The sequence below is a fragment of the Pantoea sp. PNT03 genome (assembly GCF_014852515.1).
In the GTDB taxonomy this organism is placed as follows: Bacteria; Pseudomonadota; Gammaproteobacteria; order Enterobacterales; family Enterobacteriaceae; genus Pantoea; species Pantoea leporis.
Map to the genome: position 1 here is coordinate 146,057 of NZ_JACVBT010000001.1, position 24,586 is coordinate 170,642.

The window sequence follows — 24,586 nt, forward strand, 5'->3', positions numbered from 1 at the left end:
CGGCGGCGATGCAGCGTGCAGGCATTCGCCGCCTTTGCGTGATAGCGGGTGATGAGGAGTGGGCGCAGCAGCAGGCCACAGGTTGGCATACCGCGCTGCCCGGCGACTGGCTGACGGTGAGCGACAGCGCCGATTTCCCGCACGCCGTTGCGCCCGCGGCTTTACGCACCTTGCTGGGGCGTGAATTCCAGCATGCGATATTTGATGCTCGCCGCGGTTTTCACGCCGAAGCTTTTGCAGCACTGGCCGGAACCTTACGCGCGGGCAGCTGGTTATTGCTGTTAACGCCTGATTGGGAAAGCTGGCCCAGGCAGACCGATGCCGACAGCCTGCGCTGGGCGGATGTCGCTGAACCGATCGCCACGCCGCACTTTATCCACCATCTGCAATCGCTGATGCGGCAAGACGCGCAGGTGATGTTGCAACGTCAGCATCAAGCGGTGCGTTATCCGGTGGAAACGCATCTGCCCGACTGGCGCTGTCAGGCGCCGCAGCAGCAGATGCAAATCCTTGAACAGCTTGAAGCGATGCCGCCGGGCGTGGCAGTGATCACCGCCGCGCGCGGTCGCGGCAAATCGGCGTTGGCCGGCATGCTGGCGCAGCGCAATCAACACTGTTTAGTCACGGCGCCGGCCAAAGTCTCCACGGCGGTGCTGGCAGCGTTTGCAGGTGAGCATTTCAGTTTCATGGCGCCCGATGCCGTTCTCGCGCAGGAAGCGACGCCTCAGGCGCAGTGGCTGATTGTCGATGAAGCGGCCGCCATTCCCGCGCCCATCCTGCAACAGCTGGTGCAACGTTTCCCGCGCGTGCTGCTTATCACCACCGTGCAAGGTTACGAAGGCACCGGACGCGGCTTTATGCTGCGCTTCTGCGCCACCTTGCCGGATGTGCGCCTCTTCCAGCTCGACGAGCCGTTGCGCTGGTCGCCGAACGATCCGCTGGAGCAATGGCTCAGCCAGGCGTTGCTGTTTGAAGATGCGCAGGAGAGCCGCGCAAGCGGTGAGATCGCCATTTACCCGGCCACACCGGACCACAACATAACGGCGCTGGAAGCGGGCTATCGCCTGCTTGCCAGTGCGCACTATCGCACTTCGCCACTGGATTTACGGCGCATGCTGGATGCGCCCGGCATGCGTTTTTGGTTGGCGGGTGCAGCCGAACAGGTAACCGGCGCGTTGTGGCTGGTGGAAGAGGGCGGATTGGATCAGTCATTGGCTGACGCGGTGTGGGCCGGTCATCGTCGGCCGCGCGGCAATCTGGTGGCGCAATCGCTGGCGGCCCATGCCGGTTTCGCGCAGGCGGCAACGCTGCGCTCACTGCGCATTAGCCGGATTGCGGTGCAGGCGTCACAGCGTCAGCGTGGGATCGGCAAAGCATTGGTGGCCACCGCACGTCAGCAGGCGCAGAAATGTGATTATCTCTCGGTGAGTTTCGGCTACACCGAATCCTTGTGGCACTTCTGGCGCGCCTGCGGTTTTACGCTGGTGCGGATTGGCTCGCAGCGCGAAGCCAGCAGCGGCTGCTATGCCGCGATGGCGATGCTGGCAATCTCGGCGGCAGGTGAAGTGCTACAACAGCAGGCAGCGCAGCGCCTGGCGCGTGATTGGCTGTGGCTGCAAGCGATTATAGATTTACCGTTAACGCTGGTAAGCGATGCCAGCCAGCAGCTAAACGAGGATGACTGGGCGCTGCTGGCCGGTTTTGCCTGGGCGCAGCGCCCGTTCGAAGCCAGCTACGCGGCGCTACAGCGGCTGGTGCGCCAGTCTCCTTCACCGTTGTTGAATGCCATCCTGCTGCAAAAACAGACGCTAACCGATGCCGCGCAACATGCCGGTCTCAGCGGTCGTAAAGCCTTGATAAACCAGCTGCGATCGGAAGCTGGCGCAGCACTGATTCGCCTCAATCCCGACGCGGCGCAGCGGCTGCGTTCATTGCAATAAATCCATTATCTCGTTCAAATTTTCCCGATATCTCTGTGCCAGCAGCGGCGTATAGTGATTTGAGGAGGATCTTATGGCACTACGATATGTAATTGTTCAGCAACCCAGCAGTGCAGCACAGCTGTTTCTGCTGTATCACGGCATCAACGACAACCCGGATTCGATGGCGCAGATTGGTAGCTGGTTCGCGAAAGCGTTCCCGCAAGCGCTGGTGGTGTCGGTCGGCGCACCTTACGCGGGCAGCGTGCCGCAAGGACGTCAGTGGTTTGCCGATATTCCGCCGCACGATCGTTCGGAACAGCAGGGCGTGGATGCGATCATGCCTGAGTTCGTGGCATCGGTACGTCACTGGCAGCAAGAGAGCGGCGTGCGTGCCGAAGCCACGGCGCTGGTGGGCTTTTCCCAGGGCGGCATCATGGTGCTGGAAGGCATGAAAGCGCAGCCGGATTTGGCGGGACGCGCGATTGTGTTTAGCGGCCGCTATGCCACGCTGCCGTTGCGGGCCAGCACGCGTAACACCATTCATCTGATTCATGGCGATTACGACGAACAGATCCCGCTGCAGCACGCCGAAGAGGCGAAGCAACGTCTGATTTCGTTGGGCGGCGATGTCACGCTGGATGTGGTGGAAGATTTACCGCACGCGATTAACGATCGCAGCATGGAGCTGGCGCTGAATCATCTGCGTTATACCGTGCCGCGTCGTTACTTCGATGAGGCGCTGAGCGGTGCGAAGCCGGGCGATGATGATGTGGTGATGATGATGTAGCAGGATGCATAACGGCGCGAGTTATCGCGCCGTTTGCGATATGACGATTATTTCTTTTTCGGCCAGTCGTCCTCGTCATCCCATTTATCGTTGAAATCACGATGCGGCGGTAACGTCGGTTTGTTGTCCATGAATTTTTTATGGTCGATACGTTTTAGGTCTTTGTAAACGTTCATCAAAATACCAACCATCAGCAGGATCACCAGGATCCACCAGTACTCTTTAAAGAATTCCATCCCCTTTCTCCTTCGCGCTTAGGCGATCAGCTGTTCCATGATGCGCTGATACATACGGCTCAGCATCTGCAAATCTGACGCTTTCACGCACTCATTGATCTTATGAATGGTGGCGTTCACCGGGCCCAGTTCCACCACCTGCGCACCCATGCGCGCAATGAAGCGCCCATCGGAGGTGCCGCCGGTAGTCAGCAACTGCGGCTTAATTTCATTATAGTGCGCCACAGCGTTCACCACGGCATCCACCAGCTTACCGCGTGATGTCAGGAATGGCTGGCCGGAAACATTCCACTCCAGCGTATAGCGCAGCTGATGACGATCGAGCAGCTCCGCCACGCGATCTTTAATCATCTGATCGGTCAACTGCGTGCTGAAACGGAAGTTGAACTGCACAAAGAATTCGCCAGGAATTACGTTGTTGCTGCCGGTTCCGGCCTGCACGTTGGCGATCTGCATGCTGGTCGGTGGGAAGAATTCGTTGCCTTCATCCCACACGGTTTCTACCAGCTCATTCAGCGCCGGCATGGCGCGATGCACCGGATTATCCGCCAGATGCGGATAGGCTACGTGGCCCTGCACGCCATGAATAGTGAGATTCGCGGTCATCGAGCCGCGACGGCCATTCTTCACCACGTCACCCACAATCTCGGTGCTCGACGGTTCGCCGACCAGGCAATAATCCATGCGTTCGTTGCGCGCCATCAAGCGCTCAACCACTTTCACCGTTCCGTTAACCGCGCTGGCTTCTTCATCGGAGGTAATCAGAAACGCCAGACGACCTTTATGCTGCGGATTAGCGGCCACAAAGCGTTCCGCTGCCACCACCATCGCCGCCAGCGAACCTTTCATATCGGCGGCACCGCGGCCAAACAGCATGCCGTCGCGGATGCTGGGTTCAAACGGCGGGCTGATCCAGCGGTTGGCGTCGCCCGGCGGCACCACATCGGTATGACCGGCAAACGCCAGCGTTTCGCCCTGGCCGCGCGTCGCCCAAAAGTTCAGCGTATCGCCAATGTGCATTGGCTCAACCGTGAAGCCAATGGCTTCCAGACGCGCAATCAGCAGCGCCTGACAACCGGCATCATCCGGGCTGAGTGACGGGCGACGGATAAGCTGCTGAGCCAGCTCAATAACCGGACAGAACATGTTATGACTTCTCCTGGATAAAGGCGGAATAAAGGGAATCTTTGAAGCCGACCAGCAGATCGCCATTCGGCGCGGCTAACACCGGACGCTTGATGATGGCAGGCTGCGCCAGCATCACCGCTTTGGCGCTGGCGGCATCGTTTACCGCGTCGCGTTCGGCTTCCGGCAGCTTGCGCCACGTGGTACCGCGCGTATTCAGCAGCGCCTCATAACCGAGTTGATCGATAAACGATTGCAGCAGCGCGTCGTCAATGCCCTCCACGCGATAGTCGTGAAAACAGTAGTCGATACCGGAAGACGCTAAATAGTTGCGTGCTTTTTTAATCGTGTCGCAATTTTTAATTCCGTACATCACCCACTGCGCTGTCATCGCTTATTCCCGTTGAGTAAAAAATAAAGCGCGAGTTTACCACAGCGCTCTAAGGGCTGTGAGCGCTGACAGTGAAAGCCGGCCTTATTCACCCATTTTTCATGACCCTTAAGCCGTTATAAATTTTATTACTTAGGGCCAGGAAGCGCTTTCACTTACGCACTTAATAATTGCCTGCGACATCATTAAGCCACTAAGGATTATCCTAAACGCAGATTTCTGCTACCCGATTTAAGTCAGCCATTTTTCCTGCCGCATTATAGAGTTGCTGAAATGTGCGTCAGTACGCAATTTCAACAGATTGAAGCTTTTCTACGCTTGTGCCGATGGTGATAACAGGTGGAAACGTATTCACCACTAGAAAAAAACGGCGTAGAATTGCCGCTACAATAAGAGAGGGTTTTATGGTCGACACCGAAATGGGAAACTGGAAAGAATTCATCGAAGCGATGTTACGTAAGTAACGCGTGAAGAGAAAAGCAGGGCACTTCCCAACTTGCTGTAATTCTTACCACACACAACAATAAAGCCGCCATGGATGTTCATGGCGGCTTTTTTATTCATTTAACCGCGCGCGATGAATCACGCCGCGACAAGTGTGTGCACTTGATATGCGCGGAACCTGATGTCCGCACAAACCGTAGCGGCGCAATGGCATGCTCAATCGTGCGGCTTCTCTTTTAGCGGGAAGCGGCGGCGTACCACCACAAAGAACAGCGGTACAAAGAAAATCGCCAGCACGGTGGCAGAAATCATCCCGCCCATCACGCCGGTACCCACCGCGTGCTGGCTGCCGGAACCGGCACCGCTGCTGATGGCCATCGGCAGCACGCCGAAGATAAACGCCAGCGAAGTCATCAGAATCGGGCGCAGACGCTGACGCGAGGCTTCCAGCGTCGACTCCATCAGCTCGCGGCCTTTACTGTTGATCTCATTGGCGAACTCGACAATCAAAATGGCATTCTTCGCCGACAAGCCAATCACCGTGAGCAAGCCCACCTGGAAATAGACATCGTTCTCCAGCCCGCGCATCCAGGTTGCCACCAGCGCGCCCACCACGCCGAGCGGCACCACCAGCATCACTGAGAATGGAATCGACCAGCTCTCATACAACGCCGCCAGACACAGGAACACCACCAGCAGCGAAATCGCATACAGCGCCGGCGCCTGAGAACCGGACAAACGTTCCTGATAGGAGGCGCCGGTCCACTGGAAGCCTACGCCCAGCGGCAGCTGCCCAACCAGTTTCTCCATCTCGTCCATCGCGGTACCGCTGCTGACGCCGTTCGCCGCTTCACCGACAATCTCCAGCGCAGAGTAACCGTTGTAGCGCTCCAGACGCGGTGAACCGGTTTGCCAATGGCTGGTGGCGAAGGCAGAGAAGGGCACCATGCTGCCGCTGTTGTTACGCACATACCACTTATTTACGTCTTCCGGCAGCATGCGGAACTCTGCCGCCGCCTGCACGTAGACTTTTTTCACGCGACCGCGATCGAGGAAGTCATTGACGTAAGTTGAGCCCCACGCGGTGGTTAAGGTGTCGTTGATGGTATCCAGCGACACGCCAAGCGCCTGCGCTTTGCGCTGGTCGACATCAATCTGCAACTGCGGGCTGTCGTCGAGGCCGTTGTGACGTACGCGTGACAGCGCCGGATTGCTGTCAGCCATCTCCAGTAACTTATCGCGCATTGCCATTAGCCGCGTGTGACCGATGCCACCGTGATCCTGCAACTCCATATCGAAGCCCGACGAACTGCCCATGCCGGTAATCGCGGGCGGGCTGCTGGCGATAACGCGCGCTTCGTTGATCGTGTGGAAGGCTTTAGTCGCGCGCTCGATGATGGCGAAAGAGGTGCGATCGCTGCCCGGACGCTCCTCCCAATCTTTCAAGCGAACGAACAGGCGCGCGACGTTTTGACCGTTACCGCCAGGACCCGCTCCGATGGTGGAGAACACCGAAACCACATTGTCTTTCTCCTGGGTCATATAATAATTTTCGACCTTCGCCACCACGTCCGAGGTTTGTTGCAGCGTCGAACCGGCCGGCAATTGCACCTGCGTCAGGAACACGCCGCGATCTTCCAGCGGCAGGAACGAGGTGGGCAGACGAATAAACAGGAACGCCATCACGCCGATAATCGCCAGATAGAGCAGCAGCCAGCGGCCGCCTTTACGCAGAATTTTGGCGACGCCGCGCTCGTAACGTTCTGCGCTGGCGTTGAAGGTGCGGTTAAACCAGCCGAAGAAGCCACGACGACCGTGATGATGGCCTTGCTCCAGCGGTTTCAGCAGCGTGGAACAGAGCGCGGGCGTCAGAATCATCGCCACCAATACCGACAGCACCATTGCCGAAACGATAGTGATCGAGAACTGGCGATAGATGGCGCCGACGGTGCCGCCAAAGAACGCCATCGGTACAAACACCGCCGACAGCACCAGCGCAATGCCAACCAGCGCGCCCTGAATCTGGCCCATCGATTTACGCGTAGCGGCGCGCGGCGACAGACCTTCCTCGCTCATGATGCGCTCGACGTTTTCCACCACCACGATGGCGTCATCCACCAGCAAGCCGATGGCGAGCACCATGGCGAACATCGTCAGGGTGTTGATGCTGTAGCCGAAGGCGTAAAGCACCGCAAAGGTGCCGAGGAGCACCACCGGCACGGCGATAGTTGGAATTAGCGTGGCACGAAAGTTTTGCAGGAACAGATACATCACAAGGAACACCAGCAGGATCGCTTCCAGCAGGGTCTTCACCACGTCTTTAATCGAGGCCTTAACGAACGGCGTGGTTTCGTAAGCGACTTTAGCTTCCAGCCCGTGCGGGAAGTAGTGCGACAGCTCAGCAATACGCTCACGCACCAGTTTGTCGGTGTTCATCTCATTGGCACCGGAAGCCAGCTTAATGCCGAGCCCCGATGCCGCCTGGCCATTATAGCGGCTGAGGAAATCATATTTTTCCGCGCCCATCGCCACATCCGCCACATCGCCGAGCGTCACCACCGAGCCGTCGCTGTTGGTTTTCAGCGTCACCGCTTTGAACTGCGCCGGGGTTTGCAGCATCGACTGCGCATTCACCGTGGCGTTGAGCGCCTGCTTGTCCACCGACGGCAATCCGCCTACCTGACCCACCGCCACCTGCGCATTTTGCGATTCAATCGCGCTCACCACGTCTTCGGTGGTCAGCGCGTAGGCAATCAGCTTGTTGGGATCGAGCCAGATCCGCATCGCATATTGCGAGCCGTAAGCATCCACTTGGCCGACGCCATCAACACGGCTGAGCGGATCCTGAATGTTACTGGCGACGTAATCTGAAATATCCTGTTTGTCCATGCTTCCGTCGGTAGAGACGAAGGCAATCATCAGGATATTGCTGTCACCGGTTTTATTCACCGTCACGCCTTGTGACTGTACCGCCGCAGGCAATTTACGCAGCGCACTTTGCAATTGGTTTTGCACCTGCTGGCGCGCTTCGTCGGGGTTGGTGCCCGCGGTAAAGGTGAGGGTGATCTGGGCCTGGCCGGTGTTGCTGCTGTTGGAGGACATGTACATCAAATTATCGATGCCGGTCATGTTCTGTTCGATAACTTGCGTAACGGTGTTCTCCAGCGTTTCCGCGGATGCGCCGGGATAGTTGGCGGTGATACGCACGTTAGGCGGCGCGAGGTCGGGATATTGCTCAACCGGTAGCGAGACGATCGCCAACGTACCGCACAGGCAGAGCAGAATAGACAGAACCCAGGCAAAAATGGGCCGGTCGATAAAGAAATTCGACATGAAACCGACACTCCTCAACTGCGTATTTTTTACTTTTATTATGATGAGCGCGATGCGCGGACGGCGTCACGCTGGCGGAGTGCAAACTGCTCTCTCGAAAGACTCCTGCTGCAGACACTCTACGCGGCACAAATTAGAGAATCGTGAGTAAATTATGGAGAAAGTGTAAATATAGTGACGGTTTTTTGTGCGCGACTACAGATGTCGGCTTTCGAGCCACAGTACCGTAGCGGCAACGCGCGAACGGACATCCAGCTTACGCAGCAAGTTGCGAATGTGCACTTTTACCGTCTCTTCGGAGATATGCAAGGTGGCAGCAATTTCCTTATTCGATAAGCCACGCGCCACTTCCTGCAGCACATCCAGTTCGCGTTCGGTGAGCTGTTTGAACGGATTTGTCGTCGGCTGGCGCGTCGCCAGATAATCGGCCACCACCTCGCTAAACACGTTTTCACCTTTAGCGCCGCGCATCACTTGCGCCAGCAGTAGTTCGGGTTCGCTGTCCTTGAGCAGATAGCCATCGGCACCAGCATCCACCATCGCATAAATATCACTGCGCGCATCGGAAACCGTCAGCACCAGAATCCGTGCGGCGATGCCTTCGTTACGCAGCGCTTTCAGCGTGTCCAGCCCGGACATGCCTTTCATGTTGAGATCCAGCAGAATGACATCCGGCGACAAACGGCGTGCTTCGGCCAGCGCTTCAGTGCCATTATTGGCTTCCGCTACCACGTCCAGCCGGGGCTCCAGCGCCAGCAACTGGCGAATACCACGGCGCATCAGTGGATGATCGTCAACGATCATAATGGTCAGGGAAGGGTTAGCCATAATATCTCCAGTATCAAAGGCAACTTTCTTTCATTAACGCATCTGCCGTAGCGGCGCAGTTTATTGCGCGATGAATCGCGCCGCTACAGCAGGTGCGCTCTATAATCTGTCAGCTCAACCGGTGCGTCGGGCGCGGTGGAAAACGCAGCGTGACGCGCGTGCCTTGCGCCTGCGGGGTAATCATCAGCGTGCCGGATAACCGCGCGGCGCGCTCCGCCATGATGGTGAGACCATAATGTCCTGGCGGCTCTTCGAGGCTGCTGATGCCGCAGCCATCGTCTTCGATGGTCAGTAAGTGGTCCTCATCAGCGACACGCTGATAGTGAATCTGAATATTGTGCGCCTGCGCGTGGCGAATCGCGTTGAGCAGCGCTTCGCGCGCAATCTGCAGCACATGCACTTGCTGCTGCGCATCCAGCATCTGCAAGCCGGGCTGATAATCGAAGTCGATTGCCGCCTGCGATTGCTCCTGCAGCGGCGCAATCATCGCCTGCATCGCCTGCACCAAATCAGCCTGTTCGATGGTCAGACGGAATGTGGTCAGCAGTTCGCGCAGCTGCTGATAGGCTTCGGCCAGCGCGCGATCAAAATCAGTGATAATCGCCAGCGCCTGCGGTTGCGACCCATCGACATTGCGTCGCAGCAGCGCCAGCTGGATGCGCAGGAAAGAGAGCGACTGCGCCAGCGAATCGTGCAATTCCCGCGCAATGGTGGCGCGCTCTTCTATTAATAGCATCTGCTGATACTGCTTTTGCGTCTGCCAAATCCACAGTGCGCGCGCCAGCATGTTCGCCAGGCTCTGCATCAGTTCGTCGGCGGGCGGTGCGCGGTGGGTTTGCCAGCACAGTTCGCCCAGCCGCTGCTCTTCCTGCATCAACGGCAAACGCTGCCAGCTCACCTCATCCGTTGCCACACCGGCCTGAAACTCAATCCCTTCGCTGACAATTTTCAGCACCGTCAGCGCTTCACGGCGCTGTACCAGACGCAGCAATCCCTGAAACAGTTCGGGATTGGGTGGGCTGCTGGTGAGAATTTGTGAGCTTTCATACAGTAGAGAAAGTGTGCGATTGGCCTGGGTGAGATCTTCGGTTTTATCACGCACCGCGCACTCCAGCAGGCGATAGTGCGAATGCAGCCGTTCGGCCATGGTAGTAAAAGCCTGCGCCAGCACGCCCAGTTCATTCGGCTGTTGCACCGGCAGCGGCGGAAAAGCGAAATTCGCCTGCTCAACATATTGGCTAGCGGTCACCAGCGCGTTGAGCGGTCGCACCACGTTGCGGCGGATAAAGCGAATCGTCCACAACGCCAGCGCCACAATCGCCAGAAAACCGAACAGGCTGCTGGCGGCCACCAGATGCATCTTCAGTTCAGCATAATGCTGTAATGCCAGCACGAAGCGGTCGATCTCGCTGACGTAGCCCGCGACACGCTGCTGGTAGATTTGTGCTCGCCTGGGCTGCAACGTTTCCTGCAGCATCGGCCAGCTGTGACGCAGATAGCGATAGCGGCTACTCACTTCAAGCGGTACCCACGCGCGCTCCAGGTGCTGCAGCGCCGGGGATTCCAGCGTTTGCCGGTAAAGTTGGATGTGATGATCCAATTGCTGCGGATCGCGCGTGCTGTCCCACGCCAGACGATATATCTGCATGCGCAGCGATCCGGCGACATTCACCGCTTCGGCATCGCGCAGGCTGCTGGAGAGCGTCATCAGCGCCAGCCCGGTGGTCAACAGCGACAGCAGCACAATCACGCTAAGTGCGCGCGCAATGGTACGAGTAACGGGACGTTTCACAATCACAGTAATAACCCTTGTAAGAGCGGGGGATTATAGGGCAGCCGTGCGGTGACGGCGAGTGAGATCTCGTCACATCAGGTTACTTTTAACAGAGAAAACCCTTTCTCTTTACCTTTCTCTAAATAACCCGCGCTAAGCTGGCGAATTATTAAACGGCTTTACGGCTTGCTCAACCTGGTTTTCATTCCCTGCGTGATAATAAGTCCTGTAACCCTTAACGGAAGACAACAGGAGCATCCCATGAAGAGACGTTATGCCGTTCTGACTGCTGCACTGCTTGCCACCGCAAGTTTCTCGACGTTGGCGGCCCAGCCCGTAAGCGCCACGCAAGCGCAAAACCTGCAAAGCGCGGGCACCGTTTCCATCAGCGGCGTACGCGGCTCGCTGGATGACGCAACGCGCCATCTGTCGCAAAAAGCGCAAGAGGAAGGTGCCAGCGGTTATCGTGTTATTGGTGTACAAACTCCGGGCGACTCCAGCCTGTGGAGCGGCACCGCAGAGATTTATCGTTAATTCCCTCCAGTAGTTATCCCTGTAGCCATCCCTTTACCGGTCAGCCCTCTGGCCGGTTTTTTTGTGCACCGCGACGGATTATTACAATTCATCTTGTGCAGCCTGGCGGTATTTTTTGCTTCGTTCTTGCAGAACGGGTAGGATTCATCGCCGTAAATTCCCACCCCGCCACGCGACATCGTTCCGCCGCTGTGACACCGGGTTTTTACCCCATTTCGCACCGCCATACGCAATCGTTTGGTTACGCGGTGATTGATGGTCAGGACAAACAGGATAGCTATGAAATCAACTAAAAAAACCGCAGCCGAACAACGCGCTGCGAAAAGACGCTGGCTCAACTCGCATGACAGCGGTTACCACAAAGCAATGGGTAACCGCCAGGTACAAATGATCGCCATCGGCGGTGCTATCGGTACCGGTCTGTTCCTCGGTGCTGGCGCGCGCCTGCAAATGGCCGGTCCTGCACTGGCGCTGGTTTATCTGGTGTGCGGTATCTTCTCCTTCTTTATCCTCCGAGCGTTGGGCGAACTGGTGTTACATCGTCCTTCCAGCGGCAGCTTTGTTTCTTATGCGCGTGAATTCCTTGGGGAAAAAGCGTCTTACGTTGCGGGCTGGATGTATTTCGTTAACTGGGCGATGACCGGTATCGTCGATATCACCGCAGTCGCGCTTTATATGCACTATTGGGGCGCGTTTGGCGATGTGCCGCAGTGGGTGTTTGCGCTAGGCGCGCTGGCGATTGTCGGCACCATGAACATGATCGGCGTGAAGTGGTTCGCCGAGATGGAGTTCTGGTTCGCGCTGGTGAAAGTGCTGGCTATCGTGGTGTTCCTGATTGTCGGCGTGGTGTTCCTCGGCAGCGGTAAACCGCTGGACGGCAATACCACCGGCTTCCATCTGATCACCGATAACGGCGGTTTCTTCCCGCACGGCTTGCTGCCAGCGCTGGTGTTGGTGCAGGGCGTCGTGTTCGCCTTCGCCTCGATTGAGCTGGTAGGTACCGCAGCAGGCGAATGTAAAGATCCCAAGACCATGCTGCCAAAAGCCATCAACAGCGTGATCTGGCGTATCGGCCTGTTCTACGTCGGTTCCGTGGTGCTGCTGGTACTGCTGCTGCCGTGGAATGCCTATCAGGCGGGGCAAAGTCCGTTCGTGACCTTCTTCTCCAAACTGGGCGTGCCTTATATCGGTAGCGTAATGAACATCGTGGTGCTGAGCGCCGCGCTGTCGAGCCTCAACTCGGGTCTCTATTCCACCGGCCGTATTCTGCGCTCCATGTCGATGGGCGGTTCTGCGCCACAGTTTATGTCGAAGATGAGCAAGCAGCAGGTGCCGTATGCCGGCATTCTGGTCACCGTTGCCGTTTACATCATCGGCGTGGTGCTGAACTACTATGTGCCGTCGCAGGTGTTTGAAATCGTTCTGAACGTGGCGTCACTCGGCATCATCTCGTCGTGGGCCTTTATCGTGGTGTGCCAGATGCGTCTGCGCAAAGCGATCAAAGAGGGCAAAGCCGAAGATGTCAGCTTCAAGCTACCGTGGGCGCCGTTCACCTCCTGGTTGACGCTGCTGTTCCTGGTGAGCGTGCTGGTGCTGATGGCGTTCGACTATCCGAACGGCACTTACACCATCGCCTCGATTCCCCTGATTGCCGTGGTGCTCGTGCTGGGTTGGTTTGGCGTGCGCAAACGCGTTAATGCCGAAGCGATGAAAGAGCACGAACATCATGCTGACGACCAGGATGATGTATCGCCGAAACTGGCGGACGATAACGCGCGTTAATCGTAGCGATTCTCATCTAAGGGGGCCTTTTGGCCCCCGTTTTTATTTCAATTCCCCTTCACTTGATCCCACGTCGGGATTTACCCCTTTGGGGTGATATAGCCCTCTATAGCGTCAGGTTATTTTACGCACCATCTCTCTTTCCCCCGTTTAAGGTGAACCGATGGCGCTGTCGCGACGTGAACTCTTTACCGGGCAGCGCGTAGCGTCTGCTGACGGCATCGCTTTGCCATGGTGGCGGGGAGAGAAGGGTTGTGATGGCTGCGGCACATGCGTCTCGGCCTGCGAAACACACATCATCCGCCTGGCTGCCGGTGAAGTGCCGCACCTCGATTTTCTGCAGGGTGAATGCACGTTTTGCGCCGCCTGCGTAGACGCTTGCCCGCAGCCGCTATTCCACGCGCGTGAAACCGAGCCGTTTCCACAGCGCATTCGCATCGACAACCGCTGCATCACCTTCCTGGGCGTGAACTGCCGCAGCTGCCAGGAGAGTTGTGAACAGCAAGCCATCCGTTTCCAGCTGATGCCGAACGGCATCGCACAGCCTGAAACCCTTCCGCAGCATTGCACCGGTTGCGGCGCCTGCATCGCGCCTTGCCCGGTCTCAGCCACAGGATTACATCATGAACCATGAAAACAGTTGGCACGTCTGCGGCCTGGTGATTCAGGCGCGGCCGGCGTCGATTCCCGCCGTAAAAAGTGCGCTGCTGGCCTTTGCCGATTGCGACATCGCCGCGGAAGACGCCGCGCGCGGCACGCTGGCGGTGACGCTGGGTGCGACGGATAGCGCCGCGCTGCTGCGCAATATTGAAGAGAGCCGCAACATCGCTGGCGTGTTGGCGGTATCGCTGGTCTATCACCAGCAAGACGAAATTGAAGAACCTTGTAAGGAAGCATCATGAGCATAAGTCGTCGTGATTTTATGAAGGCCAATGCGGCGGCTGCTGCTGCAACGGCTGCAGGACTCACCATTCCCACCGTCACCAAAGCCGCGACCTCATTGGCTGCGCCAATTCGCTGGGAAAAAGCGCCGTGTCGATTCTGCGGCACCGGCTGTGGCGTGCTGGTTGGCACCCAGGATGGCCGCGTAGTGGCGTCGCAGGGCGATCCACAGGCAGAAGTGAACCGCGGTCTGAACTGTATCAAAGGCTATTTCCTGCCGAAGATCATGTACGGGAAAGATCGTCTGACCCAGCCGCTGCTGCGCATGACCGACGGTAAATATGCCAAAGAGGGCGAGTTCACCCCGGTCAGCTGGGATCAAGCCTTCGACATCATGGAAGAGAAGTTCAAAGCGGCGCTGAAAGCCAACGGCCCGGATTCGGTCGGCATGTTCGGTTCCGGTCAGTGGACGGTGTGGGAAGGTTACGCGGCCTCCAAGCTGATGAAAGCCGGTTTCCGCACCAACAATCTCGATCCCAATGCGCGTCACTGCATGGCTTCAGCGGTGGTTGGCTTTATGCGCACCTTCGGCATGGACGAACCGATGGGCTGCTACGACGACATCGAGCAGGCCGACGCCTTTGTGTTGTGGGGCTCCAACATGGCGGAGATGCACCCGATTCTGTGGTCACGTATTACCGCGCGTCGTCTCAGCAGTGAGAAAGTCAAAGTGGCGGTGCTTTCCACCTATCGTCATCGCAGTTTTGAGCTGGCCGACAACGCGATGGTGTTCACACCGCAGAGCGATCTGGCGATCCTCAACTTCATCGCCAACTACATTATTCAGAACAACAAGGTCGATAAAACCTTCCTGCAGAACCACGTTACGCTACGCAAAGGCGTGACCGAAATCGGTTACGGTTTGCGCCCCACCGATCCGCGTCAGGCTTCGGCGAAGAACCCGGACAGCGGCGAATCCACGCCGATGAGCTTTGACGAGTTTGCGAAGTTTGTCTCTGAGTACACGGTGGAAAAAGCCAGCGCAATGAGCGGTGTCGAGAAAGATCAACTCATCGCCCTCGCCGAGCTGTATGCCGATCCGAAAGTCAACGTGGTGTCGTACTGGACCATGGGCTTCAACCAGCATACGCGCGGCGTGTGGGCCAATAACCTGTGCTACAACCTGCACTTATTGACCGGCAAAATTTCACGTCCGGGCACCGGTCCGTTCTCGCTCACCGGCCAGCCGTCGGCGTGCGGCACGGCGCGTGAAGTCGGCACCTTCTCACACCGTTTACCGGCGGACATGGTGGTTAATAATGACAAACACCGCGCTACCGCCGAGAAGCTGTGGAAGCTGCCGCAGGGCACGGTGCCGGCCAAAATTGGTTTGCATGCCGTGGCGCAGGATCGCGCGCTGAAAGATGGCAAGCTCAACGCCTACTGGGTGATGTGTAACAACAACATGCAGGCCGGTCCCAACCTGACGCAGGAGCGTATGCCGGGCTGGCGCGATGAGCGCAACTTCATCGTGGTTTCCGATCCCTATCCCACCGTCAGCGCCTTGTCGGCTGACCTGATTCTGCCCACTGCGATGTGGGTGGAGAAAGAGGGCGCGTATGGCAACGCCGAGCGTCGTACTCAGTTCTGGCATCAGCAGGTGAAAGCGCCGGGCGACGCGAAATCCGATCTGTGGCAGCTGGTGAATTTCTCCAAACGTTTCAAGGTAGCGGAAGTGTGGCCGGAAGCGCTGCTGGCACAGAATCCGGAGCTGCGCGACAAAACGCTGTTTGATGTGCTGTACGCCAACGGCCAGGTCAACCAATTCCCACTGAGTGAAGTGGCAGATGACCAGTTGAATGATGAAGCGCGCGAGTTTGGCTTCTACATCCAGAAAGGCTTGTTCGAGGAGTACGCCAGCTTTGGTCGCGGTCACGGCCACGATCTTGCGCCGTTCGATGCTTACCATCAGGCGCGCGGCCTGCGCTGGCCGGTGGTGGATGGCAAAGAGACGCGCTGGCGCTATCGCGAAGGTTACGACAGCTACGTCAAAGCCGGTGAAGGCGTGCGTTTCTACGGCAAGCCGGATGGCAAAGCCACCATTTTTGCGCTGCCTTACGAAGCGCCAGCCGAATCGCCGGATGAAGAGTACGACCTGTGGTTCTGTACCGGTCGCGTGCTTGAACACTGGCACACCGGCACCATGACGCGTCGCGTGCCGGAGCTGCACCGCGCAGTGCCGCAGGCGCTACTCTATATACATCCGCTGGATGCCAAAGAGCGCAATTTCCGTCGCGGCGAGAAAGTCCGCGTGGTGTCGCGTCGTGGCGAAACCCTTGCCACCGTGGAAACGCGCGGTCGCAATCAGCCGCCCAAAGGTCTGGTATTTATGCCGTTCTTTGATGCGGGCGTGCTGGCCAACAATGTCACGCTGGACGCCACCGATCCGCTGTCGAAGCAGACCGATTACAAAAAATGCGCCGTCAAGCTGGTTAAAATTTAAGGCAGGATGCAATGAAACCCTTAATCACACTTGTTACTTTGGCCGCCCTGATGCTGGGCGGCACGGTTTACGCCCACAACGGCGTCGATCTCAATCAGTCACCGGAAGTGACGGCCACGCAACAGGGCACCATTCATCAGCCCAAAGAGCAGAGCCGCAAGCCGTTGAACTATGTGAATCAGCCGCCGGTGATCCCGCATAGCGTCGATGGCTATCAGGTGACGAAAAACGTGAACCGTTGTCTGCAGTGTCACGGCACGCAGAGCTATCTCACCACCGGCGCGCCACGCGTTAGCCCAACGCACTTCACCGATCGCGATGGACTGGTGAGCAGCACCGTGTCGCCGCGTCGCTACTTCTGCCTGCAGTGTCACGTACCGCAAACCGATGCCAAACCGGTGGTGGAAAACACCTTCAAACCGGCTGACGGCTTCGGTAAGTGAGGACATGATGAAAGAGAAACTTCTGCGCATCTGGCGCTGGTGGCGGCGTCCGAGCCGTCTGGCGCTCGGTACGCTACTGATTCTGGGCTTTGCTGGCGGCATCATTTTCTGGGGCGGCTTCAATACCGCAATGGAGATGACCAACCGCGAGCAGTTCTGTATTGGCTGCCATGAGATGCGAAATAACGTCTATCAGGAATATATGCAGACGGTGCACTACAACAACCGCAGCGGCGTGCGCGCCACCTGTCCGGATTGTCACGTGCCGCACGAGTGGGGCCCGAAAATGCTGCGTAAGATCCAGGCGAGCAAAGAGGTATATGCCAAGATTTTCGGCATCATCGATACGCCGCAAAAGTTCGAGGATCATCGCATTAAGCTGGCGCAAAACGAGTGGCGCAGGATGAAAAACAACAATTCGCAGGAGTGTCGTAACTGCCACAACTTCGATTATATGGATTTCACCGCGCAGAAGACCGTGGCCGCGAAGATGCACAGCAAAGCAGTTGAGGAAGGGAAAACCTGTATCGATTGCCACAAAGGTATCGCGCACCATCTGCCCGATATGAAAGACCAACCCAACGGTTTTTGAGGCCTAACAACGCGGCATGAATTGGCGTAATGCCGATCACTACCGCAGCGCATCAAACCACTGCACAATCCGTAGCGGCGCGATTTAACGCGCAACCCATTGCGCCGCTACAATCTCTGTGCACTGAGCCAGGAGCGCCCATCACGGCGACCGGCCTCACAATTCAGATAGTTTTCCCCGCCGCTTCGGCCTATCATCTCAGGCTCCCTCAATTTAGCAGTGGAGCGGTTATGTCGTTAAAGATCAACATCATCAAAGACAAGTTGCTGTCAGAAAACTGGTTTGTGCTGCGCAACTTCACCTACGAACTCATCCGCAACAACGGCGAAGTCGTGCGTCACAAGCGCGAAGTGTACGATCGCGGTAACGGCGCCACCATCCTGCTGTACAACACTGAAAAAAATAGCGTGCTGCTGGTGCGTCAGTTCCGCATTGCTACTTATGTCAATGGCAATGAAAGTGGCGAGTTGATTGAGACCTGCGCCGGGCTGCTGGATGACGACTCGCCGGAAGATTGCATCCGCAAAGAAGCGATAGAAGAGACCGGCTATCAGGTGGGTAAGGTCGATAAAGTTTTTGAAGCCTACATGTCGCCGGGCGGCGTGACTGAACTGATCCACTTCTTCGCCGCGGAATACAGCGATGCACAGCGCGCCAACAAGGGCGGTGGCGTTGAGGATGAAGAGATTACCGTGCTGGAGCTGAGTTTCCCGGAGGCGCTGGCGATGGTGAAAGATGGCCGCATTCGTGACGGTAAAGCCATTATGCTGCTACAGCATGCGCAGATCGCCGGTTGGTTGCAGGCGTAGTTTTGACCGTAGCGGCGCAATTTATTGCGCTCTTTTGACCTTTTCATCGATGTGAAAATGCGCAATAAATTGCGCCGCTACAGCAATGTGTGGCCATCTTGCCTTAAACACACTCTCCCAACGTTTCCGGGACACATTGCGGATACGCCTGCAATCTTGCCAGCGCTTCGGCATACGAAGGCATCGAGTGCGCTGCACCGGAGCGTTCCACACACAGCGAAGCATAAGCTGAAGCAAACAGCGCCGCCTGTGGCAGTTCATCGCCGGAAGCCAGCCGCGCCGCCAGTGCGCCATTAAACGCATCGCCCGCGCCGGTGGTATCCAGCGGCTGAGCCGGGAACAGCGGAATACGCAGCGGCGGCTGGTCTGCTACTGACAGCAACGCACCGCAAACCCCCAACGTAATAATCACCTGACGCGCCCCTTTGCGATGCAGCTTCTCTGCGGCTTGCTGCGCGCTGGCGAAGTCGGTGACCTTCACGCCGGTCAGCTGCATCGCTTCGGTGCTGTTAGGCGTCAGCAAATCCACTTTTGCCAGCAGCGCATCGGTGACCTTCTGCCACGGCGCAGGATTCATAATCACAAAGGTGCCACCGGCGCGCGCGTTGTCGATCATGCGCTGGATGGCGCTGAGATTATTCTCCAGCTGCACCAGCAGAATATCGGCTGCCGCAACGGTGGGTTGGCAGCGCGTCACCTCGGCGGCTGTTACGGTGGTGTTCGCGCCGGGATAGACTGAAATCATATTCTCGGCATCGTCCCCGGCGACATAAATCAGCGCATTGCCGGTCGGTTTCTCCTTGCAGGTAAACAAGGTAATGGCATCGAAACCGGTCTTTTCCAGATGGCGACGCGCAAACATGCCGAAGTCATCATTACCAATCTTACCGATATAGTGCACGCGCGCGCCGGCGCGCAGCGCGGCCGTCGCCTGGTTCGCGCCTTTGCCGCCCGGTCCCATCATGCTGGTATGGGCGGTGAGCGATTCGCCCGGCATCGGAAAGCGGTTCATTACCGCGACTACGTCGAGGTTGAACGAGCCAAACACACACACTTTTCCTTTCATCATGCACTCCTGAACAGACGTTCGGCGGCTAAACAGGCACCGCGACAACCGGTGTGGTCGGTGGATTGGCTAAACACGATCTTCAAACCCTCACGCGTGGCGGGTGGACGAAGATGCTGCTGAATCTGGCTGCGCAGCTGTGCCAGCGGGAAGTCCGCCATCGCCAGCACGCCGCCGCCCAGAATCAGGTATTCCGGATCGAGGATGTTCATCTCGGTGGCAATCAGTTGCGCCAGCCGCTGTACAAAAGCCTGCAGCTCCGGATGCTCACGATGCTGGGTAAACAGCGCCGACATGTTGGTTTCCGGCACATGGGTGCTCGCCCAGCCGCTCAGCCAATGGCCCGACGTCACGGTTTCCGCACAGCCACGATTGCCGCACGGGCAGGGCAGATCGTTGCCGGCAACAGGCACATGACCAAGCTCACCCGCGCCACCGTGTTGACCATGATAAAACTGGCCGTTAAGCCACAGGCTGTTGCCCATGCCGGTGCCGGGATACAAACCCACCGCGCTGTCTGGCAGCTGCTCCAGCTGCAGTAAATCCCACAGCATCAGATGGTTAACATCTTTGTCCATCGCCACCGGTACGCCAAGGCGTTCGGTGAGGCGCGCGGCAACCGGTTGCTGGTCCAGCGCCTGAATAAACGGCAGCGAAATCACCTGCTGGCGGTCGCGGCTGAGAATGCCGGGTAATCCGAGCATCACGCCGCTAACTGGCTGCTGCTCCAGCGTTTCGCTGATTAACTGGCCCAACGCGTTAAGCGCATCAGGCTGCTGCGCCCAGCTGGCCGTCGGCACTTTACGGAAGCTCGACCAAACGCGGCCTGCTTCCATCAGCTGCAGACGTGTGCCGGTGCCGCCAATGTCGATACCGAGCCAGCATTTTTTCATGCGGATACCTGCGCCAATCCCTGAGCCTCATCAATGCTTTCGCGCATCATATTCCAGGCGGTTTCCAGATCGTCATGAATATTGAACAGACCGGAGGTGCCGACAATCAGCACTTCTGCACCCGCGCCGACCAGCGTGTTGTAGGTGCGGGTATTGCAGGAACCGTCAATCTCAATCAGATATTGATAGCCGTTGGCCTGCTTCAGCGCTTTCAGCTCCTGTACCTTCTGCACCATTTCCGGAATAAACGGTTGTCCGGCGTAGCCTGGATCTACCGTCATCACGGTGATCTTATCCACCAGATGAATGTAGTGATGAATAAAGGAGACCGGCGTAGCAGGATTAAGCACCACGCCAACTTTCTTGCCGAAGCTGCGGATCATATTGATCACCCGGAATGCATCGCGGTTGATGGTTTCAGCGTGCGGGCAGATGTAATCGGCACCCGCTTTGGCAATCACTTCTATGAAATCGGTAGGCTGCTCGACCATCAAATGGACATCCAGCGCCACTTTGGTGAATGGGCGAATCTGCTCAATAAAGAACGGTGACAGCGTGATATTTTTCACGTAGTGACCATCCATAATATCGATATGCAGGAAGTCGGCGCGGGAGTCCAGCACGGCGAGCTGGTGCTTGATCTCCATCAGATTCATACACATCAACGACGGGGAGACTTGAATACGCATCATACTTCCTTTTTTTCGGTCAAAGGGTTAAGCGCCGCCGCCAGTTTGCTGAGCTTGACGGCACGATGTTCGTTAAAGCGAGTTTTGAATTGTTTGAAGGCCAACACCACAATCAGCACCGCGCCCCACATTGCCAGGCTAACGTGCTGGCTGATGTTCATCAGGTTGAAGCCGGTGGAGAGCACTTGCAGGGCGATCAGCGCCAGCACCACGCCGGTCACGCGACCAAAGCCGCCATTCGGGTCGGTGCCGCCAAGGATAATGGCCAGCACCGTCAGCAGCAGATACGCATCGCCGTAACCCATACGCGCCGAGTTGAAGCGCGCCATCATGATCAAACCGGCCAACACACACAGCAGGCTGGAGATGACGTACACCAGAATCACCATGCGATGCGTATTGATGCCGCTAAACCAGGTGGCGTTGATGTTGCTGCCGCCCATATAGATGCATTTACCGGCGCGGGTTTTGCCGAGGAACAGCGCCAGCAGCGCGGCGGCAAACAGGAACACCCACAGCGGCAGCGGAACGCCAAGCAGCGTGTTGGAACCGAGCGCCTGCACCACCGACGGCATGCCGCTGACGGCCGCGCCTTTGGTCAGCCAGATGCCGATACCGTTCAGCGTCATCATGGTCGCGAGCGTCACCAGAATCGGGTGCGCACCGATGCGCGTCACCATCACGCCGGTAATCACGCCGATCACCGCCGCAATCAGCATCGCGCCGATAATCGCAATAAACAGCCACAGCAGTTGCATGCCGGTTCCCGCATCGGCGGGCAGGGCGCGCATCAGCGTCCAGGCGATAAACAGCGCCGTCAGGTTGGCGGTGGCGATGATCGCCAGATTCAGTCCGCCGCTGAGAATGGCGATAAACATCGCCAGCGTCAGCAAGCCCAGCTCGGGCAGCTGAAATGCCATACTCATAAAGGTCGAATCAGTGAGAAAGCGACCCGGCAACATGACGGTAAAGATCGCCAGCGCCAGCGCGATTAACAGCATCAGGCCGATATTGGTGCCGTCCGGACGCAGAGCAGAGAGTGATTTCATGTTGATGCGGCTCCCGTTAGACGAAACTGACATCAGTTTCTTTACGTTTTTTGTAGTGAGTCACGGCAATAGCCACCATGATCACGCCGCCCACCACGATGTTCATGAAGTAGTTGGAGACGCCAATCAGGTTGAGGCCGTTCTTCAGGATGGCGATGAGGAACACGCCCATTAAGGTGCCGCTCACCGTGCCTTTGCCGCCCATCAGGCTGGCACCGCCCAGCACCGTGGCGGCCAGCACATCCAGCTCGCCGCCGACCAGCGCATTTGGCACCACTTCACCCATGCGATAGACCTGCACCAAGCCGCCAATCGCCGCCATGGCACCCAGCCAGCCATAGGCGAAGACATGAATCAGACCGACGCGAATACCGATGCGGCGCGCCGATTCCGCATCGCCGCCCACCGCATACAGTTGGCGACCGAGATTGGTTTTGTTCAGCAGCAGCGCGGTGAGTCCGGCAATCACCAGCATGGTCACCAGCGGCAAGCCAATCTGGAAGCTGTTGCCTTGCCAGGTGAATGGCAGCACGCTGCGCAGCGTGATCCACCAGTCCGGCAGCGAATAGAGGCTTTTGCCGCCGGTTACCCACATCAACAGGCCAAACAGCAGCGACTGCATGCTGATGGTGATGATGATCGAGACGACGCGCAGCGTGGTGATCAGCAGGGCGTTGATCACGCCAAACAGCGTGCCGCACACCACCGCCAGCAGGATGCTGAGCAGGGCGTTATCAAACTGGAACTGCACAAACAGCGAGGCGATCAGGTATTGCACCACCGACGCCACCGCAGCAAAGGAGATATCGATGCCGCCGGTCACCAGCACCACAAACAGGCCGAGGGCAAAGATGCCGGTCACGGCGTAGCTTTCTGCCAGATCCAGCAGGTTTTGCACCGTCAGGAACTGATCGCTGGCGGCAGAGAAAAACACAATGAACGCCAGCAAAACCCAGGCCAGCCAGCCCTGGCTGGAGCTCGGACGTAAACGAGAAAAATCAGGCATTGATCACCTCCGCCAGCTGCTGTTGCTCAACGGTATCGGGTTGGTATTCGGCATGAACGGTGCCATCACGGAAGTGCAGGATGCGGTCGCAGTTGTACCAAACCTCCGGCACTTCGTCGGAAATCAGGATGATCGACAAACCCTCTTTCGCCAGCAGATGAATTAGCTGATAGATGCTGGCTTTAGCGCCGACATCCACGCCAACGGTGGGCGAATCGAGGATCAGGATGCGCGGCTGGGTCAGCACCCATTTCGCCAGCACGATTTTCTGCTGGTTGCCGCCGGAGAGCGTGGAGATGGCCAGATTGGGATCGGCAACACGCACGCCAAGCTGCTGAATCCACTGCAGGATCAGCTTGTTCTTACGGTATTCATCAATCAGGTGGAAACGGTTTTGCAGCTTGTCGAGGATCGGCAGCACCATGTTGTCGGCCACCGATTGTTGCTGCACCAAACCCAGGGTTAAGCGATCTTCGGAGACGTAGCCGATGCCGGCTTTGATCGCATCTTCGTGTCCACGGAAACGCACCGGTTTGCTGTCGAGCCAGATCTTGCCGCTGTCCGGTTTGGTCATGCCAAACAGCGACAGCGCCAGTTCGGTGCGGCCCGAGCCCAGCAGGCCGCACAGGCCCAGCACTTCGCCCTGATAGAGTTTGAAATTAACGTCATGGTATTGTCCGGCGCGCGTCAGTTTTTCGACTTCGAGGATCAGGCGATCGTCATGGCGCGTCGGCGTTTTCAGCTGATAGTCGAGCTTCAGGCCGGTCATCAGTTCGGTCAGATGGTGCGGCGTCATCGCTTTGGCGGGCCAGCAGCCCATTTTGCGGCCGTCGCGGATCACCGTCACGCGATCCGAGATCTCCAGCACCTCATCCAGTCGATGGCTGACAAACACCACGCAGATGTTTTTGTCTTTCAGGTAACGCACGGTGCGCAGCAGCTGATTCACTTCGGTGCGCGTCAGCGACGCCGTCGGCTCATCCATGATCACCAGCCGCGCATCGGCGACCAGCGCGCGGCAGATCGCCACCTGCTGGCGAGCTGCAATCGACAGCGACGCCACTTTCTCATCAAGGTCGAGTTCAAACTTCAGTTCATCAATGATGCGCTGCGCGGTTTCACGCAGTTTGGCTTTGCGGTGCCAGCCGAGCAGGCTATTCAGGTTGTGCTCGAAGGCGATGTTTTCCGCCACGCTGAGGTTGGGGAACAGCGACAGATCCTGATAAATCACCTGGATACCGAAGTCACGCGCCTGGCGAGTGGTCAGACGCGGAAAGCTCGGGCCGTCGCCCAGCGTGATGCGGCTGCCGCTATCCGGGGCGTGCACCCCGGAAATGACTTTGATTAAGGTGCTCTTGCCACAGCCGTTGGTGCCAGCGAGACAGTGCACTTCGCCAGCCAGTAAGGTCAGCGAGATATCGCTCAGTGCGCGGTTGCCACCAAATGTTTTCGACAAGTTGTCGAGCGCGATCAGCGTCTGTGGGATCACCTCATTCAT

Annotated in this window: 23 protein-coding genes; 11 read left to right on the forward strand and 12 right to left on the reverse strand. The window is 57.6% G+C overall.

What is annotated here, in order from left to right; translation table 11 throughout:
• Nucleotides 1–8: 8 nt before the first annotated feature.
• A complete protein-coding gene (locus IB226_RS00685; protein WP_192233055.1) occupies nt 9–1,940 on the forward strand; it encodes a tRNA(Met) cytidine acetyltransferase TmcA in 1,932 nt (643 codons plus the stop codon).
• 73 nt (nt 1,941–2,013) lie between these two features.
• Nucleotides 2,014–2,709 carry an esterase gene (ypfH, locus tag IB226_RS00690; RefSeq protein WP_101763528.1) on the forward strand — a complete coding sequence of 232 codons (696 nt, stop codon included), beginning with the start codon at nt 2,014–2,016 and terminating at the stop codon, nt 2,707–2,709.
• A gap of 47 nt (nt 2,710–2,756) precedes the next feature.
• On the opposite strand, the gene IB226_RS00695 is transcribed toward ypfH, so the two are convergent.
• Genes IB226_RS00695 through IB226_RS00705 form a run of 3 tightly spaced genes read right to left on the reverse strand, consistent with a single transcriptional unit; the run spans nt 2,757 to nt 4,461 of the window.
• Entirely contained in the window at nt 2,757–2,945 is a 189-nt protein-coding gene (locus IB226_RS00695) for a YpfN family protein (protein WP_008108368.1), read from the reverse strand.
• A gap of 18 nt (nt 2,946–2,963) precedes the next feature.
• Nucleotides 2,964–4,091 carry a succinyl-diaminopimelate desuccinylase gene (gene dapE / locus IB226_RS00700; protein ID WP_179449927.1) on the reverse strand — a complete coding sequence of 376 codons (1,128 nt, stop codon included), beginning with the start codon at nt 4,089–4,091 and terminating at the stop codon, nt 2,964–2,966.
• A 1-nt stretch (nt 4,092) separates the two neighbouring features.
• Complete coding sequence (locus IB226_RS00705; RefSeq protein ID WP_101763530.1) at nt 4,093–4,461, reverse strand: ArsC family reductase; 369 nt, start codon at nt 4,459–4,461, stop codon at nt 4,093–4,095.
• A gap of 404 nt (nt 4,462–4,865) precedes the next feature.
• Between IB226_RS00705 and ypfM the strand changes: the two genes are divergently transcribed.
• Nucleotides 4,866–4,925, forward strand: a complete 60-nt coding sequence (ypfM, locus tag IB226_RS23375; RefSeq protein ID WP_137386901.1) for a protein YpfM — start codon at nt 4,866–4,868, stop codon at nt 4,923–4,925.
• A 196-nt stretch (nt 4,926–5,121) separates the two neighbouring features.
• On the opposite strand, the gene acrD is transcribed toward ypfM, so the two are convergent.
• The 3 genes from acrD to narQ all read right to left on the reverse strand — a co-directional run bounded on the left by acrD (nt 5,122) and on the right by narQ (nt 10,864).
• Nucleotides 5,122–8,238: a multidrug efflux RND transporter permease AcrD gene (gene acrD, locus IB226_RS00715; protein WP_192233057.1), complete on the reverse strand. Its 3,117-nt coding sequence runs from the start codon at nt 8,236–8,238 to the stop codon at nt 5,122–5,124.
• A gap of 195 nt (nt 8,239–8,433) precedes the next feature.
• Nucleotides 8,434–9,066 carry a response regulator gene (locus IB226_RS00720; protein WP_101763532.1) on the reverse strand — a complete coding sequence of 211 codons (633 nt, stop codon included), beginning with the start codon at nt 9,064–9,066 and terminating at the stop codon, nt 8,434–8,436.
• Between the two features lie 109 nt (nt 9,067–9,175).
• Nucleotides 9,176–10,864, reverse strand: a complete 1,689-nt coding sequence (gene narQ / locus IB226_RS00725) for a nitrate/nitrite two-component system sensor histidine kinase NarQ (RefSeq protein WP_192233059.1) — start codon at nt 10,862–10,864, stop codon at nt 9,176–9,178.
• A gap of 237 nt (nt 10,865–11,101) precedes the next feature.
• Between narQ and IB226_RS00730 the strand changes: the two genes are divergently transcribed.
• The 8 genes from IB226_RS00730 (at nt 11,102) to nudK (ending at nt 18,385) form a co-directional block, all read left to right on the forward strand.
• Nucleotides 11,102–11,374 (forward strand): YdgH/BhsA/McbA-like domain containing protein, encoded by a 273-nt coding sequence (locus IB226_RS00730; RefSeq protein ID WP_101763534.1) that lies wholly within the window; start codon nt 11,102–11,104, stop codon nt 11,372–11,374.
• A gap of 279 nt (nt 11,375–11,653) precedes the next feature.
• On the forward strand, nt 11,654–13,156 hold the full coding sequence (gene ansP, locus IB226_RS00735) for an L-asparagine permease (RefSeq protein WP_101763535.1): 1,503 nt from the start codon (nt 11,654–11,656) through the stop codon (nt 13,154–13,156).
• Nucleotides 13,157–13,319: 163 nt separating this feature from the next.
• The gene (gene napF / locus IB226_RS00740; RefSeq protein ID WP_192233061.1) at nt 13,320–13,790 is read left to right on the forward strand and encodes a ferredoxin-type protein NapF; all 471 of its coding nucleotides are present in this window, start codon (nt 13,320–13,322) and stop codon (nt 13,788–13,790) included.
• Complete coding sequence (locus tag IB226_RS00745) at nt 13,780–14,058, forward strand: chaperone NapD (RefSeq protein ID WP_101763537.1); 279 nt, start codon at nt 13,780–13,782, stop codon at nt 14,056–14,058. The genes napF and IB226_RS00745 overlap by 11 nt, the downstream gene beginning before the upstream one ends.
• Nucleotides 14,055–16,541: a nitrate reductase catalytic subunit NapA gene (napA, locus tag IB226_RS00750; protein ID WP_192233063.1), complete on the forward strand. Its 2,487-nt coding sequence runs from the start codon at nt 14,055–14,057 to the stop codon at nt 16,539–16,541. The genes IB226_RS00745 and napA overlap by 4 nt, the downstream gene beginning before the upstream one ends.
• Before the next feature lie 11 nt (nt 16,542–16,552).
• Nucleotides 16,553–16,984: a nitrate reductase cytochrome c-type subunit gene (gene napB, locus IB226_RS00755; protein WP_101763539.1), complete on the forward strand. Its 432-nt coding sequence runs from the start codon at nt 16,553–16,555 to the stop codon at nt 16,982–16,984.
• 7 nt (nt 16,985–16,991) lie between these two features.
• Entirely contained in the window at nt 16,992–17,576 is a 585-nt protein-coding gene (gene napC, locus IB226_RS00760; RefSeq protein ID WP_101763540.1) for a cytochrome c-type protein NapC, read from the forward strand.
• A gap of 230 nt (nt 17,577–17,806) precedes the next feature.
• Nucleotides 17,807–18,385: a GDP-mannose pyrophosphatase NudK gene (gene nudK, locus IB226_RS00765; protein WP_192233065.1), complete on the forward strand. Its 579-nt coding sequence runs from the start codon at nt 17,807–17,809 to the stop codon at nt 18,383–18,385.
• Between the two features lie 103 nt (nt 18,386–18,488).
• Here the strand turns inward: nudK and IB226_RS00770 are convergent, their stop codons facing one another.
• Genes IB226_RS00770 through IB226_RS00795 form a run of 6 tightly spaced genes read right to left on the reverse strand, consistent with a single transcriptional unit; the run spans nt 18,489 to nt 24,586 of the window.
• Nucleotides 18,489–19,451 carry a ribokinase gene (locus IB226_RS00770; protein WP_101763542.1) on the reverse strand — a complete coding sequence of 321 codons (963 nt, stop codon included), beginning with the start codon at nt 19,449–19,451 and terminating at the stop codon, nt 18,489–18,491.
• Nucleotides 19,451–20,344, reverse strand: coding sequence for an allose kinase (gene alsK / locus IB226_RS00775; protein ID WP_192233068.1), 894 nt, complete (start codon nt 20,342–20,344; stop codon nt 19,451–19,453). The genes IB226_RS00770 and alsK overlap by 1 nt, the downstream gene beginning before the upstream one ends.
• Complete coding sequence (gene alsE, locus IB226_RS00780) at nt 20,341–21,033, reverse strand: D-allulose 6-phosphate 3-epimerase (protein WP_061717928.1); 693 nt, start codon at nt 21,031–21,033, stop codon at nt 20,341–20,343. Before alsE ends, alsK begins: the two co-directional genes overlap by 4 nt.
• The gene (locus IB226_RS00785) at nt 21,033–22,082 is read right to left on the reverse strand and encodes an ABC transporter permease (RefSeq protein WP_101763544.1); all 1,050 of its coding nucleotides are present in this window, start codon (nt 22,080–22,082) and stop codon (nt 21,033–21,035) included. Before IB226_RS00785 ends, alsE begins: the two co-directional genes overlap by 1 nt.
• A 16-nt stretch (nt 22,083–22,098) precedes the next feature.
• Nucleotides 22,099–23,088 (reverse strand): ABC transporter permease, encoded by a 990-nt coding sequence (locus IB226_RS00790; protein WP_101763545.1) that lies wholly within the window; start codon nt 23,086–23,088, stop codon nt 22,099–22,101.
• Nucleotides 23,081–24,586, reverse strand: coding sequence for a sugar ABC transporter ATP-binding protein (locus IB226_RS00795; protein ID WP_192234472.1), 1,506 nt, complete (start codon nt 24,584–24,586; stop codon nt 23,081–23,083). Before IB226_RS00795 ends, IB226_RS00790 begins: the two co-directional genes overlap by 8 nt.